Below are 14,250 nucleotides of genomic sequence, written 5' to 3' on the forward strand. Positions count from 1 at the left end.
TCTTTTTTATTGGCATATTAGACTTTATTACTCTATTTGATTACATTTTGCAATTTTGGCTGTAATAACTACGTACAAAACACCATTACATTTACTTCTTATATCAGCACGTGACCTTCCTGTATGTGGTTTCTATGGAGGTAAATAGGGTTTTATAAACTTCCATAGAGCATCATCAGTTTCACGGAATAACATAATGACTCTGTTCCAAAATCCAGTGATTTTTGCATTTTTGATAGAAAGTCTTAATTAGCAAGAAGAATCCAGTTTTTATCAAAATCGATATTCGCTATCTAAAGACTTGAATCACTAAGTTGTATTACATGGATGGTGACCATTTATAAAATCTAGTGATTTTGAGTTTTACATTCATCACTAGATTTTGGTACTGAGTCAACATAATACTTAAATTATAAATTTAATATTAGTCCTGGGATAGGCTTATTCCGCAATTTTTATCTTGATTCCCTTCTTTTTAATTCTAACAGCAAATCAAGATTAAGCGGCAACTAGCCAGCAGGAAATAGTTTATGACTAATTCAAAGTTATTCGAAAAAATACTGATCGCGACTGATGGATCTGAAAAAAATAAGTCTGCGGTTGAAGAAGCAGTAAAAATTGCCCGCGCATGCGGGTCCACAGTCTACGCTGTCTATGTAATGGACGAGAGCCTGATGAAATCTGCAATTGAAGTTCCAATTGCAGAGGATCTTTACAGAAGAATCAGAGATGAGGGAGAAAAAGCAGTTAATCGGGTAAAAGAAAGTGCACAGGGTGTGAATCTGGAAACCTTTATACTATCTGGCAGGCCAGCCCGTGTAATCACCGAATTTGCAGAACAAAAAGCTGTTGATCTGATTGTTGTCGGAACGCAGGGGAAAAGTGGTATTGAAAGGTTTTTGTTAGGTAGCGTTGCCGATGAGGTAATAAGAACTGCTGATTGCCCGGTATTGGCTATAAAAAGTAGAAAATAAGAAGGCATTAGTCCTCTAGAAACTTGTTTACGTTAGGCTCAACTTAAACCCGGTATCGCGTTAACAGCAAAATGAAGTGTCGAATCGGTTGTAAATACTCAGATTAGTAAGGTCTTCGAAGATTGATGCAACACCACAAACTCGACTCTATTATATCTATTTAAAAACATTTAGTGTATTATAAATTGGAAGATTTTTACATAACTTTTAATTTAAAATATTTTTATAAAAATATACCGTTTAGGATTTTTAAAACCGAATAACAAATGAAAAGACAGAGCTAAAGGGTAGTAAGTTCATCACTCAAATCTGACAAAAAAGTGAAAGCACTTTTCTTATCAGACTGAGAATTACCCTTTTTACAGTTTTCAGCAACTGATCCTCATAATCCAGTTCCTTAATTGATTTTAAGTCAATTTAAGACATTCATAGCCTTAATTTATTTTTCGTTGACCACTTTTTTGTATCGAAATGTTGATAATTACTGTATTATACTGACTCTGGTCCAAAATCCAGTGATTTTTGCATTTTTCGATTGAAACACTGAATTTGCGGGAAGAATTCTTTCTTCTATAAACTCACTATTCGATATCTAAAGACTTCAATCAAGAGGATGTATTCAAAGGATTGTGTCCATTTTCAAAATCTAGTGATTTTTAATTCTACGTTCATCACTGGATTTTGGTACTGAGTCATTATACTCATCAAGCCTTAAAATTTGAAACTTTGACCAAAGTGTAAAGCAATAACTCAATATAATCTGAAAACTAAAACTGAATAAGTATAATTTGGGTATATTATTTAAATTGCATGACAGTTTTCAATAAATTATAAAAATATGTGAATCCGTAAACTAACAAATAGCACCTTGATAGCCCTAATAATAACCTTGATCACAATCAAGAATTCCTGAAGACAACCCTGGAAAGAACCCTATACTAAATCCCTATAAAAAACTAAAAACTGATTCCTATGCACCCGAAAACTCAACAAATCCTCGAAGTCTTCGAAGAAATCAATAAAATCCCGAGACGTTCAAAGCATGAAGAACAGATTTCAACCTGGCTACAGGAGTGGAGTCGGTCCAGAGGTTTTGAGACAAAAACCGATTCTTTAAACAATGTACTTATCAAAGTTCCTGCAACAGCCGGATATGAGAACTCTACCACATTTATTCTGCAGGGGCATATGGATATGGTCTGCGAGAAATGTAAGGATTCCGGACACGACTTTTCCAGAGACCCTATAAGATGCATTTGCGACGGGGACTGGATGCGGGGAGATGGAACTTCCATAGGTGCGGATGATGGAATTGCCCTTGCACTTGGGCTGGTGCTGGCAGAAGCAGGGGAGAAAGGAGAAATCGGGCATCCTCCACTTGAGCTGCTTTTTACGGTGGACGAGGAAACAGGCTTAACAGGAGCAAGAGGACTTGATACTGGCTTTTTTGAAGGAAAAATACTTCTGAACCTTGACTCCGAGGATGAAGGTATTTTTATAATAGGGTGTGCAGGCGGGCAGAATTCGTTAATTACACTTCCTGTTGAGTGGGAAGAATTTGACTTCAAAAAAGAAGATTTATTCAGGTTTTTCAGACTCTCGGTTGAAGGTCTGGAAGGTGGACATTCCGGAGTTGAAATCAACAAACAGCGCGCAAACGGGATACAGCTGCTCTTCCTGGCACTGACCGAACTCCGGAAAAAGCTTGGGACAGAAAATATAAGGCTTGTCCTGATGAACGGAGGAAGCGTCCATAATGCAATTCCCAGTACTGCAGAAGCCTTTGTTGCACTTCACAGGGAAAAACGCGAAAAGGCCGAAAAAACCGTATCAGATCTCAGGCACGCGTTTAAAGCTGAATATGCAAAAACTGATCCTGGACTTATTTTGAGTCTTGAAGAAATTAATAGAGAAATAATCTTTGAAGTTGCAGAAGATAAGATACGTAGAGAGGAAGTGCCTTGTATTAGGGTCTTTTCACCAGAGACCGAAGAAAAACTTGAAAAACTGATTCTGGGGCTACCTCATGGGGTTTACAGGATGTCGGAAACTATTCAGGGACTCGTCGAAACCTCAAACAATCTTGCAACGGTGCGGACAGTTGAAAACGAAGTGATAATTGTATCAAGCCAGCGCAGTTCAAACAATCTCAGACTGGAGAAAATTAGTAAAAAAGTAGAAAACATCGCAAAACTCGCAGGCGCATGGGTTGAACATGAACCCAAATATCCTGCCTGGGAACCTGACCTGAAATCTGAACTACTCTTAAAATGCAAGCAAGTTTATACCGAAACTTTTGGGAAAGAACCTGAGGTTGAAGTAATTCACGCAGGACTTGAATGCGGAATAATCGGCTCGGTGCATGAAGGTATGGAAATGATTTCTTTTGGACCGACGATCAAAGATGCACATTCTCCTTCGGAAAAAATCTTCATTCCTTCTATTGAGAAAGTCTGGACATTCCTGGAAAACCTGTTTAAAACTTATTGATAAGGTCCTTTCATCCAGCATGGGCAGGTATCCACCTGTACTTGAAACTAAAGCCTTTTAAAAAAACTGCTTGCCCACAAGCCTTTTAAAAAAAGGCTTGAGCGAAAAGCACTGCTAACTCAAAAACATCATGACAGTGTGGTCACAAGCCTTTTCAAAAAAGGCTTGAGTGAAAACCCCAAGAAACGTTTAAGTTTGAGTACCTTATCCCCAAACCCTATAGGCGTGATAAACCGGCGCAACGGTTTTGATTAACTGGCGCAACGGTTTTGATTAACCGGCGCAACGGTTGATCGAAAGCCTCGTAATAACCAGATGCCATAAAATAATAAAATAAAAGAAAAGAATAACAATACCAGCCCTAGCCTTTCCGAGGAACCTGCAAGAAATGCCAGACAATCCCATAGCCAGTGAATGATGATTAATGGAATGACTGTATCGAGGCGAACCCGCAAGGCTACTGCCCAGACTCCAAACATACCTGCAAAAAAAGCCTGGAATGCGCTTGCACTAAAGTCTCCGGTTATTAAGCTGTTTAACGTATGAACCGAACCGAAAATAGCTGCTGTGATCCATGCTGCACGCCAGATCCCAAATGATGAAGAGACGCCATAAAACAATACACCCCGAAACATTAACTCTTCGCTGATACCTACCATCAAGGTGTTTATAATTACAATTAAGAGTACCCGGGTTGACGGCAGGCCTGTAAATAAAACTATCAGTAGCATGATGAAAAGGAACAGAGCCGGTAATGATAAAAGGCGCAAATTCCGTGAACTATTAGGGCCTTTCCATCCAATCTTATTCCACCAGTTAAAATAGGTAATTGTTCCGGACAAAAAGATTATTGCAGCAAGCACTCCATAAATAAGCTGACTTTTAACCAGTTCATCAAGTTGAGTAGGCTGGCCTTTAACCTGCAGCAGTCCTCCTCCTACAACAACAATCAGCCAGATTGTAAAGATCCCAAGTGAAATTGGCCAGGGTTTTCGTGATACATTCATCTTTGTTTTCCCCAATTTGATTTGACAATATCTTTATTGGAGTTTTGTTACTTTCATCAGGGCTATTACTAACACTATTGCCGGAGTAAAATATTCACCAGAGACGGGGTTCGATCAGGAGGGTGGCGCTTCATCTAAAATCCGACAAGTGGATACCTGAGTCTCAGAAATTGCACAACGTCCAATTTAATTATCAACTTTAATCTGTAATTCGCTACCGGTAGAAAGCCGACAACATAAAGCATAAATGAATTACCAATAAAAATAGTCAACCAATGATTATTGAGTTGACTACAACTGATGACAATATTTACCACAAAAATGGAATTAATCTATAACGAACTTTTTGGCAGTATTCTTCATAGCCTGGCAGATTTTTGGATAGAAACTTCTCTTCATCAATAAGTCTCCAGATAATTACCAGCGTAAGGGGAATAAATACAAGTAAGCTACGCCACGATCCAAGCGCGAGAGGAGTGCCTAACATTATAATGAGACCACTCACATACAGTGGATGCCGGACTATACTATACGGTCCGGTTGTTATTATTTTGATCGGCTGTTACTTCAATGATTGCGGATGCAAAGGCATTTTCTCTGAAGACGAGAAAGAGTAAAAAAAATCCCAGAATCACAAGAATGTCGCCCAGGATGACAATGTAGAACGGAACATGCGACCAACCAAAACGATGGTCAAACGCGGAAATAACGAGAATGGCAATAAATAATAAGATAACAAAAAAATGTGTAATCTTCTGCGTCTTTTCTTTTTCAGCGCCTGGTCCCGCATTAACCCTACGAGCCAGAAGTTCAGGGTTTGTTCTCCATAAATAAAAAGTAATTGTCACTGATGATGCGACGTATATAATTGAATAAACCCACGCTTGCCAAAAATTTAATGAACCTGCAGGAGCAAAAAGGAACAACCCCAGAATGACAATAAGCTCTACAAAGCCAAGCAAAGTTTTTATTTTTAGGTTAGAAGTGGTTGTTTCAGCAGTATTCATTTAATTAACTCCCCTCTATTGTGGAAGTTGCAGTTGGTAATTATTTTTAGGATAAGCTTTTATTTGGCAATACGTCCTAATACGTAGCTTACAGAGAGAAAAACGGCAATAGCAAGAACGGCGTAAACTGCAAAAAGCAAAAACGAACCGTACTTATCCAGGATAGGGTTTGCATTATCTATCTGCTCGTTGGTTGGATACATAATATCCTGCTTGTCGTTGCTGTGATTCAAACCCAGGGCATGCCCCAATTCATGTTTTGCAATGGCAAGCATTGCAGTATCACTATAAGGGATCCATTCCCCCCACTGAGAATATCCAACTCCGAGCATTATATCTGCGCGTATATATCGCCCGTTGACGATCAATGGAACTGTAGCACCTGCAACTTCAGGAGGAACACCCTGGTCTTTCTGCAGGTTTTCAACCCATCTTATCCTGATGTCAGCTTTTTCGGAATCCACAATTTCAAAAACGGGAGTATAATCCAGTTTTCCATTTCCTCCTTCTGCCCAGTAATTCAGAGCTTTTTGTACCTGTGTGTAATAAGTAGGACTATAATGTGGAGGAACACTTTTGTTATCTATATATACAGTGATAGGAGAATGATCCCAGGGATGGTCTAAGATTCTTGGATAATTAAACTCCGAAGCTGCCGGGTCTACGGGCAAAATAAGTACCATCAACAGCAGTAAAAAGAGCAATCTTACTCCAGACATACTGTTTCGGGTAATATAAATCTGCCTCCATACTATTAGTTAAGTGATCCTGAAAACTTAATACAATATTATGAACAAAATGCACTTAAAAGCAATTGTTGATTTATACAGACACATAAAGAACAATCTGCAAAGAAGAACGTGAAATAGTCGATCTGACTTCAGTCTCCCTTTTTCAGTCTCCCTTTTTGTTTATTAGCCAGTTTGATTCGCTGTTTACAGAAGTCACTTCACCTATGTTTCTCATTTCTTCCTCATCATTACTTCCTTTTCTAATATGTGAACGCACTTTCATAAAGTAAGCAAGAGCTGCGATGGGTAAAGCATAGCCTATTCCATATATTGCTAAATCTGTCTCTTGAGGTTCAAAGATAATACTCAGGAAGTTGACCCCCAGTACGACCACAGTAAGCCCTACAAGGTTTAATTCTAGTTCTTCAATATTGTTTACTTTCACCCATTCAGGTAAAGGAAGCGGCTGTATAAACAACTGGTATAACCCGAAAGATGTAAGGAAAAGCACTGTACCGACTAAGAAGAGGTGGACAGTTTCCACAATTTCAACAATAATACTTTTTTCTGGCCCTTCTTCTGACATTCCGATAATGAGTTCTCCCATGAAATGAATAATATCTATGCCGCCTTTAATGAATAAAACACATGCAGCAATCGCCAATCCTATCACCGGAATCAATACGAAAAAACGCATTCCTGCAATAAACCTTACAACTTTCAATGGCAGACTCCTTCTTGCTTTCTCCAGATGAGCAGGATAATTGGTTTCTTTTCTTCCATTCTTAACCCCCCAAATAGATTGGTTGATATCTTGAATTAGCGCTTTTAAACAGCCTTCTGAAATTAAATAGAAAAAACTACGAATTTTTATGTTACTAAACTATGAATTTTTTCTTTTACTCTCAGCTTTACTTCTTTCAAAATCAAACTACAGGTCCGGGCTGCAGCTGAACTCTCTGCTTTATCTGTTTCAGGCTCCTTCTTTCAAATACTTCTTTCTTTTTTTCTTGTGCCATGACAGCGTTTAAACTTTCGTCCACTACCGCAGGGACAGGGATCATTGCGCCCTGCCTGGGAAAAAGCATCTTCCAGAACCATAACTCTCATAACTTCCAAAGCCGGATAACCCCTGCGAATTAAACCTGTCATTATCTGCATCGGAAAATCAATGTGCTGAAAGAAAGCTTTCCAGCCCTTACAAAGATAGTTCAGGCCGTTTTCTCCGGCAGAAGTGGTCAGAAAACGGTTCTTTGGGCACTCTCCCTGGCAGGCAAAGAGCACCTTGCATTCACGGCATACATGAGGCAAAGAGTCACGTTTATCCTGTCCGAACCTGTACTGCTTTTCCGCTGCGGCAAGCTCGCTTATTTCTTTTTTCATTATATTCCCTAAAAGGTATTCAGGTTCCACAAAATGGTCACATGAGTAAAGATCCCCATTATGCTCCAGAACAAGCCCTATACCGCATGTTTCTTCAAAAACGCACATGCCTGAAGGCAGACCAAGCCATTTGCGAGCGGAAGCTTCAAAAGTCTGCACGAATATTTTCCCCACATCGTTTCTAACCCACTCGTCGAAAATAAGACTCAGAAAACTTCCAAGCTGTTCAGGCTGTACTGAACGGTCTGAGACCGTTTTTCCTCTCTGGTAAAGAGTATGCCCTTCCTCATTGATTCGCTCTACAACCGGAATAAACTGAATCCAGTCTGTTCCGGCTTCATCCCGCAGGAAGCGATAGACTTCCAGTGGATAGTCAGCGTTAACTCGGTTGACTGTTGTCAGGACGTTGTATTTCACATCATGTTTTTGCAACAGGCGAAGCCCTTGCATGACCCGGTCAAAAGTCCCCTCTCCTTTTTTGTCCACCCGATATGCATTGTGCAGTTCACGAGGACCGTCGATGCTGATCCCTATGAGAAAATTGTTTTCCTTAAAAAACCGGCACCATTCATCGTCCAGAAGCGTGCCGTTTGTCTGCATTGTGTTTTCGAATACCATACCCGGTTTTCTGTACTTTTCCTGCAGTTTGATTGCACGCTGATAAAAGTCTATTCCCATAAGTGTGGGTTCTCCTCCCTGCCAGGCAACAGTTACCTGCGAGCTGCGGTGGGCTGTGATAAGCTGCTGGATATAGTTTTCCAGAACTTCATCTGACATTCGGAACCTGCTACCCGAGTAGAGTGCTTCTTTAGCCAGGAAGAAACAATAGGAGCAGGCAAGGTTGCAGATCGCTCCCGTAGGCTTGGCCAGCAAATGAATTCTGGGAGGCAGATAGTTTTGTGTCATTCAGTATTTCCCCCCTGCATCGAAATAACCAGGCTCAACGTACATCACACTCCCGACAAAACAGTTCTGGAGGCTTTATTCGTAATGATTCTCACCCTTTCTGAAGAACTGGCAGTCCCCTGGCTCCTTGGATGTGTTTCCGTTTACTGCCGTGCCATGACCATGCGTGTTTCAGCTTCCTTGTCCTCGATCAGTTTGCCGCTCACGTCCACGGTCACCCTGTAGATCTTGCCTGTGAACTCAAAAGGAGGCTCGTAATCAGGTGTAACCGGTGATCCGTGAGCTGAGCCGCAGGTAACCCCGCTGGTTAACCCGAGTACAAGAGGAGTAGTTACAGGGATCTCAGCCTGGCCGACTAATTTCCCGTCTATATAGAGTTGAGCCTTTCCGGGTGCACCCTTACCGTTAGCAACATCTGGCTTACCTGTCACCTCAAACTCGAAGCGCAGTTGGTGCTGTCCCTCAGGCACATTGTTGAATAATAAATTCTCGTTGACCGGTACGGTAGAACCACCTTCGGAACTGGCACCATTGTCGGAAATAACCATAATCAAGATGTTTTCAAATTCGCCAATGTCTTTTAGAAACTGCAGCAACCTGTCTATATGGTAATCGGTGTGTTCCAGAAATCCGACAAAGACTTCCATCATGCGGGCATAGAGCTTCTTTTCTTCATACGAGCTTTCTTCCCTGAGTCTGACATCCGGGTCATGGCATGATGGTTCAGACTGGTCAAATGTGCGCCCGATTACACCTGGAAAAGTGGTTCCTGGTTTGTATTCTTTAAGCGGCATTTGTCTCCCTATCAATTTTTGATTTTCTAAAAAATTTATAAAAATAAGGGTGTAGAGAGGAACTGAATTTACTCTGCACCCCCACTCATTTTATTCCCACTTATTTTCTTCTTGAATTTTTGTTCTTGGCTTAAACTAAGTTCTAGAAACACGTGTTTCCCAGATTAGCATTTTTCGATCAAATTTTAGCGTGCCGGAGCTGCTTCTTCTTCGGCGAATGTCTCATGCAGCTTTCTCTCTTCTTCTTTGGACAAATTGGTAGCAATGATTTCAAACTTGAACTGTTTCATTGCATCTGCGACTCTATCTTCTATGGCATCACTGGTCATCAAAAAGAGAGCTGAAGTGCCTTCAGTCACTTTGCTGCGCACTGACTTTATAAAATTTTCATCAATACCCACATGAGACATGGAACCCATCAGTGCACCCATTGCTGCCCCAACTACCATACCAAATATAGGAATAAAAAAGATCAGGCCAAAAAGTAAACCCCAAAAAGCTCCACTTAACGCTCCGGCACCTTTTAAATCGCTCAAATGTTTTGTTTTCGGTTTCTTTTTTCCCTCAGGCCAGGTGACTATGGCTGCATCATGCAGATTGATCAGTTGCTCTTTGCTTAAATTTTCTATCACCTCAAGAGCTTGTTCAGCACCGTCAGCGGTTTCAAACTTCAGAACTGTTAATGTTGCTATGGTTCAAACCTCCTTTTATGCGACATATTTGCTGGTTATTATGTTTTCACGTCAGTTCATTAATAGAGGTGAAATCATAATCGCAATTATCGTTTTTTAAGTATTGAAAAAGCTGGGTTAGTCCTGTCTTCATCCCGGATTACATGTTTTATGCTGTCTTAACATGCAGAAGCACAATAGTCGGGAAAAAACCTGACTTAAATCCCTCAAGCTTTTTGTGGCAGGGTCAGGGAGCAGCCAGTTTGTTGCAGAAAGCCACCAGTATGATTTTCTTCGTACAGTGTGATCTTGCATATTTCACATGTATTGATGTCCTTTCACAGACCAGTGCCGCATCAATTCTGAAGAACTCAATTATTTCGAGTAATGGCAATCGATTTTGTATGACATTTTGTTGTATACATGACACTGGACTGTCCAGAGGTAGGCAAATCGATTAAAATTGTTTTTTGAATTCTCTATTTCAACCCGGATGCTGAGATATGTCGAATATCTCTTTACGAAAACCTCTTGCAGGAATCTACATGTCAATTTTTATACTGTCAACTCCCCAATAGAACCTTCGAGATTTCCCCAATCTCGGGGTTCAATAAATCACTTTATATAATTATTCTTTTATATATTATTCTATGCACGTTGACTTATTTTATCGAGTCTGCTGAGGAGAATTACTCTTTAAAATTAAAAATGTTCTATTCTTTTTGCTAATCTTATTTCCTTTTTTAATTTTCGTCTTTTTTGGAAATTGTTAACACATTTCCCTGGTCAGCAAAATGAATAATAATATCAGAAGAAGGCATTGCTATATTTGCATTTATCAAAGCTTTATAAATTGCCGTGTTTAGTCGGTCCTCTGAAACTCTTGTCTCCACGTAATCCTCTATCCAGGATCTGGCTTTGAGTTTCATTCCTGACCCTGTGAACTCGAGTAAGAGAACCTGTATAGGATTTTCATGCATGATCCAGTCTTCGTGCTTGCTTCAATAATCAGGTTTCGTACGTACTCTATATCCGGGCCATATGATACGACTACATCGGTCTCGACACGGTATATCTTATCGGGTATGGAATAATTAGTGATCAAATCCATTCCGATCACAGAATTAGGGACTATTACAAGTCTATTGTCTCTTGTAAGAACACGTGTTGACCTCCACCCGATTTCTACCACATCTCCCCACGTATCGAGTTTTTCTATCCGAATACGGTCTCCGATTCTAAAAGGGCGGTCAATTAAAAGCACAATCCCGGTAATGATATCAGTAAGAGTTGTCTGCGCTGCAAGCCCGATGATTACTCCACCAAGACCGAGGGCTGTAAGTGATGCGGTAAGTGCATTTCCCGTGATTCCGAAATGTCTCAGGAGTATAACTATGGCTAGAAAACTAAAAACCAGCAGGAACATGTACTGTATGGAGCGAACAACTCGCTGGTCGATTTTTTCATCATCTATCTCTTGATATCAGGGCATTATGCACCCGTTTTCTCCTTAGAAGTTCTTTACTTTACCTGCTTTGCCTGTGTGGTGCCCAACCTCTTCTTAAGGATATATGTTTTTGGCCAAGAAGTGCAGACATAGTGAAGACATAGTGAAGACATAGTGAAGATGTATAATATGAAGTTAGACTCTGTCGCGCAGTGATTCCGGCCAGGCTGATTCAGACTGGTCAAACGTGTATCCGATTACACCTGGAAAAGTGGTTCTTGATTTGTGTTCTTTCTATTTCCAGTCCTGCTGTTATGATTCTGTTGTGCTGAGCTTCACAAACAGCTAGTTGTCATATGAGTGAGATCTGGATCTCGTACGCTTTCTATAGGCTTCGTTCCCTCTATCAAAATCTCTGCGGTCAAAAAACTGTCACAGAAGTACTATTCAATAAATATATAAAAATGAGAATATATATATAAACGAGTATGTATAAAATTAACATCAGGATTAAACCGGCAAAAAGTAGAATCGGATTTAGAACCTGCCCGAAAAGTCTGTGATGCAAGTTGAAAGGTTAAAATGGATCATGATTTGCGAATATCCTTTCTGGCTGTGTATATTGCCCGCTGTGAAAGTTTCACATAAGAACAATTTTCGGATAGGCCTAAGTCTCTTCAGATGAGTTTATACCTGTATATGGCAAGCATTAGTGATAAGGTCCGAATATAGGGAGATGGGATATATGGAGCAACCAATTGGTACTGATTCCAAAACGGAGTTAAAAGTATCGCAGATACCCTGGTGGTCTGTACTTCTTGAAGGAATTATTGCTGTTGTTATAGGTATATTTCTTTTATACGAGCCTATAGCAACCACTATTCTGTTAATACGACTCCTGGCTATTTTCTGGCTAGCGGAAGGAATTATTGCTGTTATAGGAGCGCTGATCTTTACGAAGGACGGAAAATGGAAGCTGCTTTCAGGTATTTTGAGCATTATTGCAGGAGTTATTATACTGATGTACCCTATCTTCAGTCCTTACATAGTTCTTAAGCTTCTCGTTATCTTCATAGGAGCATTAGCTATTGTCAACGGTGCTGTAATACTTGCTTCAACACTTAAAGGGGGAGGAGGTATGTGGATTCTTGGTGCCGTTTCTATTATCCTTGGTTTACTTTTGTTGACTAACTCTCTGACAGGAGTTCTGATCCTACCCTGGATATTCGGATTTTTCCTTATTATTGGGGGAATTGGAGCGGTTATTTGGGGAATAAGAATACGAACCTGAATACGAATTTCGAAGGATAAAAAGAGGAGATATATTACCGGATATTTCGATTAAGGTTTTTAGATAGGTTATTCTACACTTTAAGATAAGTTACTTTACTCTTTAAGATGAGCTATTTTACTCTTTAAAATAAGTTATCTTACTTTTTCATAACTTATTTTACTCTTTAAAATAAGTTATCTTACTTTTTCATAGCTTATTTTACTCTTTAAGATAAGTTATCTTATTTTTTCATAACTTATTCTACTCTTTAAAATAAGTTATTCTACTCTTTCATAAGTATTTTATTCTTTACTTCCTGATTCCATCAGTTTTGCCATCCAGCGTGTATTATCGGAACTTTCAAGGATCATCTTCACGACCATTGTAAGAGGTATGGCTATAAGTGCACCTGAGCCGCCCAGCACATAACCCCAGTAGAATAGAGACAGAAACACTATGGAAGGAGATAATTTAAGGCTCTTTCCTGCAAGGGATGGAAAAAGAACATTCTCTATAAGCACGTTTATCAGCCATATCCCGACAAGCACTGCAATGGCCCCTATGGCCCCGTATTTAAATAATGCAAGCAGTACAGGTGGAACAGCTGCGAGGAAAAAGCCCAGATAAGGAATATAACCTAGCAGGAATGTCAGAAAACCCCAGAGAATTGCAAAATCGATTCTTCCGATAAGGAGCAGTATCGCCGTTCCGATGCCGCCAATCAAGTTGGTTTCGGTCCTTATGAGGATAAAATCTACCAGACTTCTTCCAAATTCGCGAACCCGCAAAAGAAGGACTGGTTGATCTTCAATTTCTCTTTCCAACTTTTTTGGCGCACCTGCAGCATCCAGAAGTAAAAATGCTGTCGTGATAACAATGAGCGCAATTGTTGTTCCGGCATTTAAGGCTCCTGTGAGTATTCCTACAGTCAGACCCAGCAGGAATGCTCCTACGTCACGTAAAATTCCCTCAATGGAAGAATATTGACCTGACGAAGGTAAATACCGCTCAATATTTTCAAAAATACTTGTTAATTGAGTTTGATACTCCGGGATCTGGGTACTGAGCTGAAGTAAGGACCCCGTAACAAGGAGCACTGCAGCAATAGCAAATATGATAAGGAAAATAATTACCAGACCCACACTAATCGAACCAGGAACTTTTTTTCTCTGGAGCCAGTGGACAATGGGAGAAAAGATTAGAAAGGCGAATATTGAGAAAAAAATAGGCACGAGTATGCTTCCAATTTCCCGCATCCCAATAGTCAGGATAACCGCAGCTGTACCGTAAAGTAAAATACTGGCTGGTACCGAATTATCGTCCGTGTCCATATGTGCCCCAAATGTTTTTACATTAATTAACATATGAGTCTAAATATAAGAAATTCTCCTAAACTATGGTTTGATTAATGGCTATTTCTTCAGTTGGTTCTACTCTTACATTAACAGACTTAAGAGAAAAACCTAACGAGCAAGTATGATGCAGAATCAATATGAGCAGTGTTGAAGCTTACTTACGAGCTTATCCGGAACTCAATAAAAGAATCTCTGAGTTTTCAAATTCCGAA

At 40.0% G+C, this 14,250-nt stretch carries 14 protein-coding genes; 3 read left to right on the forward strand and 11 right to left on the reverse strand.

What is annotated here, in order from left to right; all coding sequences use genetic code 11:
- The first annotated feature begins 530 nt into the window (after positions 1 to 530).
- Together ASJ81_RS07720 and ASJ81_RS07725 are read left to right on the forward strand one after the other, a co-directional pair.
- Positions 531 to 974: a universal stress protein gene (locus ASJ81_RS07720; protein ID WP_095643980.1), complete on the forward strand. Its 444-nt coding sequence runs from the start codon at positions 531 to 533 to the stop codon at positions 972 to 974.
- Positions 975 to 1,946: 972 nt separating this feature from the next.
- Positions 1,947 to 3,464, forward strand: coding sequence for an aminoacyl-histidine dipeptidase (locus ASJ81_RS07725; RefSeq protein WP_095643981.1), 1,518 nt, complete (start codon positions 1,947 to 1,949; stop codon positions 3,462 to 3,464).
- A gap of 251 nt (positions 3,465 to 3,715) precedes the next feature.
- Here the strand turns inward: ASJ81_RS07725 and ASJ81_RS07730 are convergent, their stop codons facing one another.
- The 10 genes from ASJ81_RS07730 to ASJ81_RS07765 all read right to left on the reverse strand — a co-directional run bounded on the left by ASJ81_RS07730 (position 3,716) and on the right by ASJ81_RS07765 (position 11,389).
- Positions 3,716 to 4,471 carry a CPBP family intramembrane glutamic endopeptidase gene (locus ASJ81_RS07730; protein WP_095643982.1) on the reverse strand — a complete coding sequence of 252 codons (756 nt, stop codon included), beginning with the start codon at positions 4,469 to 4,471 and terminating at the stop codon, positions 3,716 to 3,718.
- A gap of 310 nt (positions 4,472 to 4,781) precedes the next feature.
- Positions 4,782 to 4,976, reverse strand: coding sequence for a methyltransferase family protein (locus ASJ81_RS23635; protein ID WP_245859907.1), 195 nt, complete (start codon positions 4,974 to 4,976; stop codon positions 4,782 to 4,784).
- Between the two features lie 22 nt (positions 4,977 to 4,998).
- Positions 4,999 to 5,478, reverse strand: a complete 480-nt coding sequence (locus ASJ81_RS07735) for a hypothetical protein (protein WP_245859910.1) — start codon at positions 5,476 to 5,478, stop codon at positions 4,999 to 5,001.
- A gap of 59 nt (positions 5,479 to 5,537) precedes the next feature.
- Positions 5,538 to 6,149: a matrixin family metalloprotease gene (locus ASJ81_RS07740; protein WP_245859912.1), complete on the reverse strand. Its 612-nt coding sequence runs from the start codon at positions 6,147 to 6,149 to the stop codon at positions 5,538 to 5,540.
- A gap of 223 nt (positions 6,150 to 6,372) precedes the next feature.
- The gene (locus ASJ81_RS07745) at positions 6,373 to 6,933 is read right to left on the reverse strand and encodes a YqhA family protein (RefSeq protein ID WP_095643983.1); all 561 of its coding nucleotides are present in this window, start codon (positions 6,931 to 6,933) and stop codon (positions 6,373 to 6,375) included.
- 263 nt (positions 6,934 to 7,196) lie between these two features.
- Positions 7,197 to 8,498 (reverse strand): anaerobic sulfatase maturase, encoded by a 1,302-nt coding sequence (locus ASJ81_RS07750; RefSeq protein WP_095643984.1) that lies wholly within the window; start codon positions 8,496 to 8,498, stop codon positions 7,197 to 7,199.
- A gap of 143 nt (positions 8,499 to 8,641) precedes the next feature.
- Positions 8,642 to 9,292, reverse strand: a complete 651-nt coding sequence (locus tag ASJ81_RS07755; RefSeq protein WP_245859913.1) for a sulfatase-like hydrolase/transferase — start codon at positions 9,290 to 9,292, stop codon at positions 8,642 to 8,644.
- A 185-nt stretch (positions 9,293 to 9,477) separates the two neighbouring features.
- Entirely contained in the window at positions 9,478 to 9,924 is a 447-nt protein-coding gene (locus ASJ81_RS07760; RefSeq protein ID WP_245859915.1) for a DUF1269 domain-containing protein, read from the reverse strand.
- Between the two features lie 782 nt (positions 9,925 to 10,706).
- Positions 10,707 to 10,892 carry a hypothetical protein gene (locus ASJ81_RS23640; protein ID WP_245859917.1) on the reverse strand — a complete coding sequence of 62 codons (186 nt, stop codon included), beginning with the start codon at positions 10,890 to 10,892 and terminating at the stop codon, positions 10,707 to 10,709.
- On the reverse strand, positions 10,889 to 11,389 hold the full coding sequence (locus tag ASJ81_RS07765; RefSeq protein WP_245859919.1) for a mechanosensitive ion channel family protein: 501 nt from the start codon (positions 11,387 to 11,389) through the stop codon (positions 10,889 to 10,891). The genes ASJ81_RS23640 and ASJ81_RS07765 overlap by 4 nt, the downstream gene beginning before the upstream one ends.
- A gap of 766 nt (positions 11,390 to 12,155) precedes the next feature.
- Between ASJ81_RS07765 and ASJ81_RS07770 the strand changes: the two genes are divergently transcribed.
- Positions 12,156 to 12,701 (forward strand): HdeD family acid-resistance protein, encoded by a 546-nt coding sequence (locus ASJ81_RS07770; RefSeq protein WP_095643986.1) that lies wholly within the window; start codon positions 12,156 to 12,158, stop codon positions 12,699 to 12,701.
- 284 nt (positions 12,702 to 12,985) lie between these two features.
- Here the strand turns inward: ASJ81_RS07770 and ASJ81_RS07775 are convergent, their stop codons facing one another.
- Positions 12,986 to 14,014 (reverse strand): AI-2E family transporter, encoded by a 1,029-nt coding sequence (locus tag ASJ81_RS07775; RefSeq protein ID WP_245859920.1) that lies wholly within the window; start codon positions 14,012 to 14,014, stop codon positions 12,986 to 12,988.
- Positions 14,015 to 14,250: the final 236 nt, after the last annotated feature.

The organism is Methanosarcina spelaei, from assembly GCF_002287235.1.
Lineage (GTDB): Archaea > Halobacteriota > Methanosarcinia > Methanosarcinales > Methanosarcinaceae > Methanosarcina > Methanosarcina spelaei.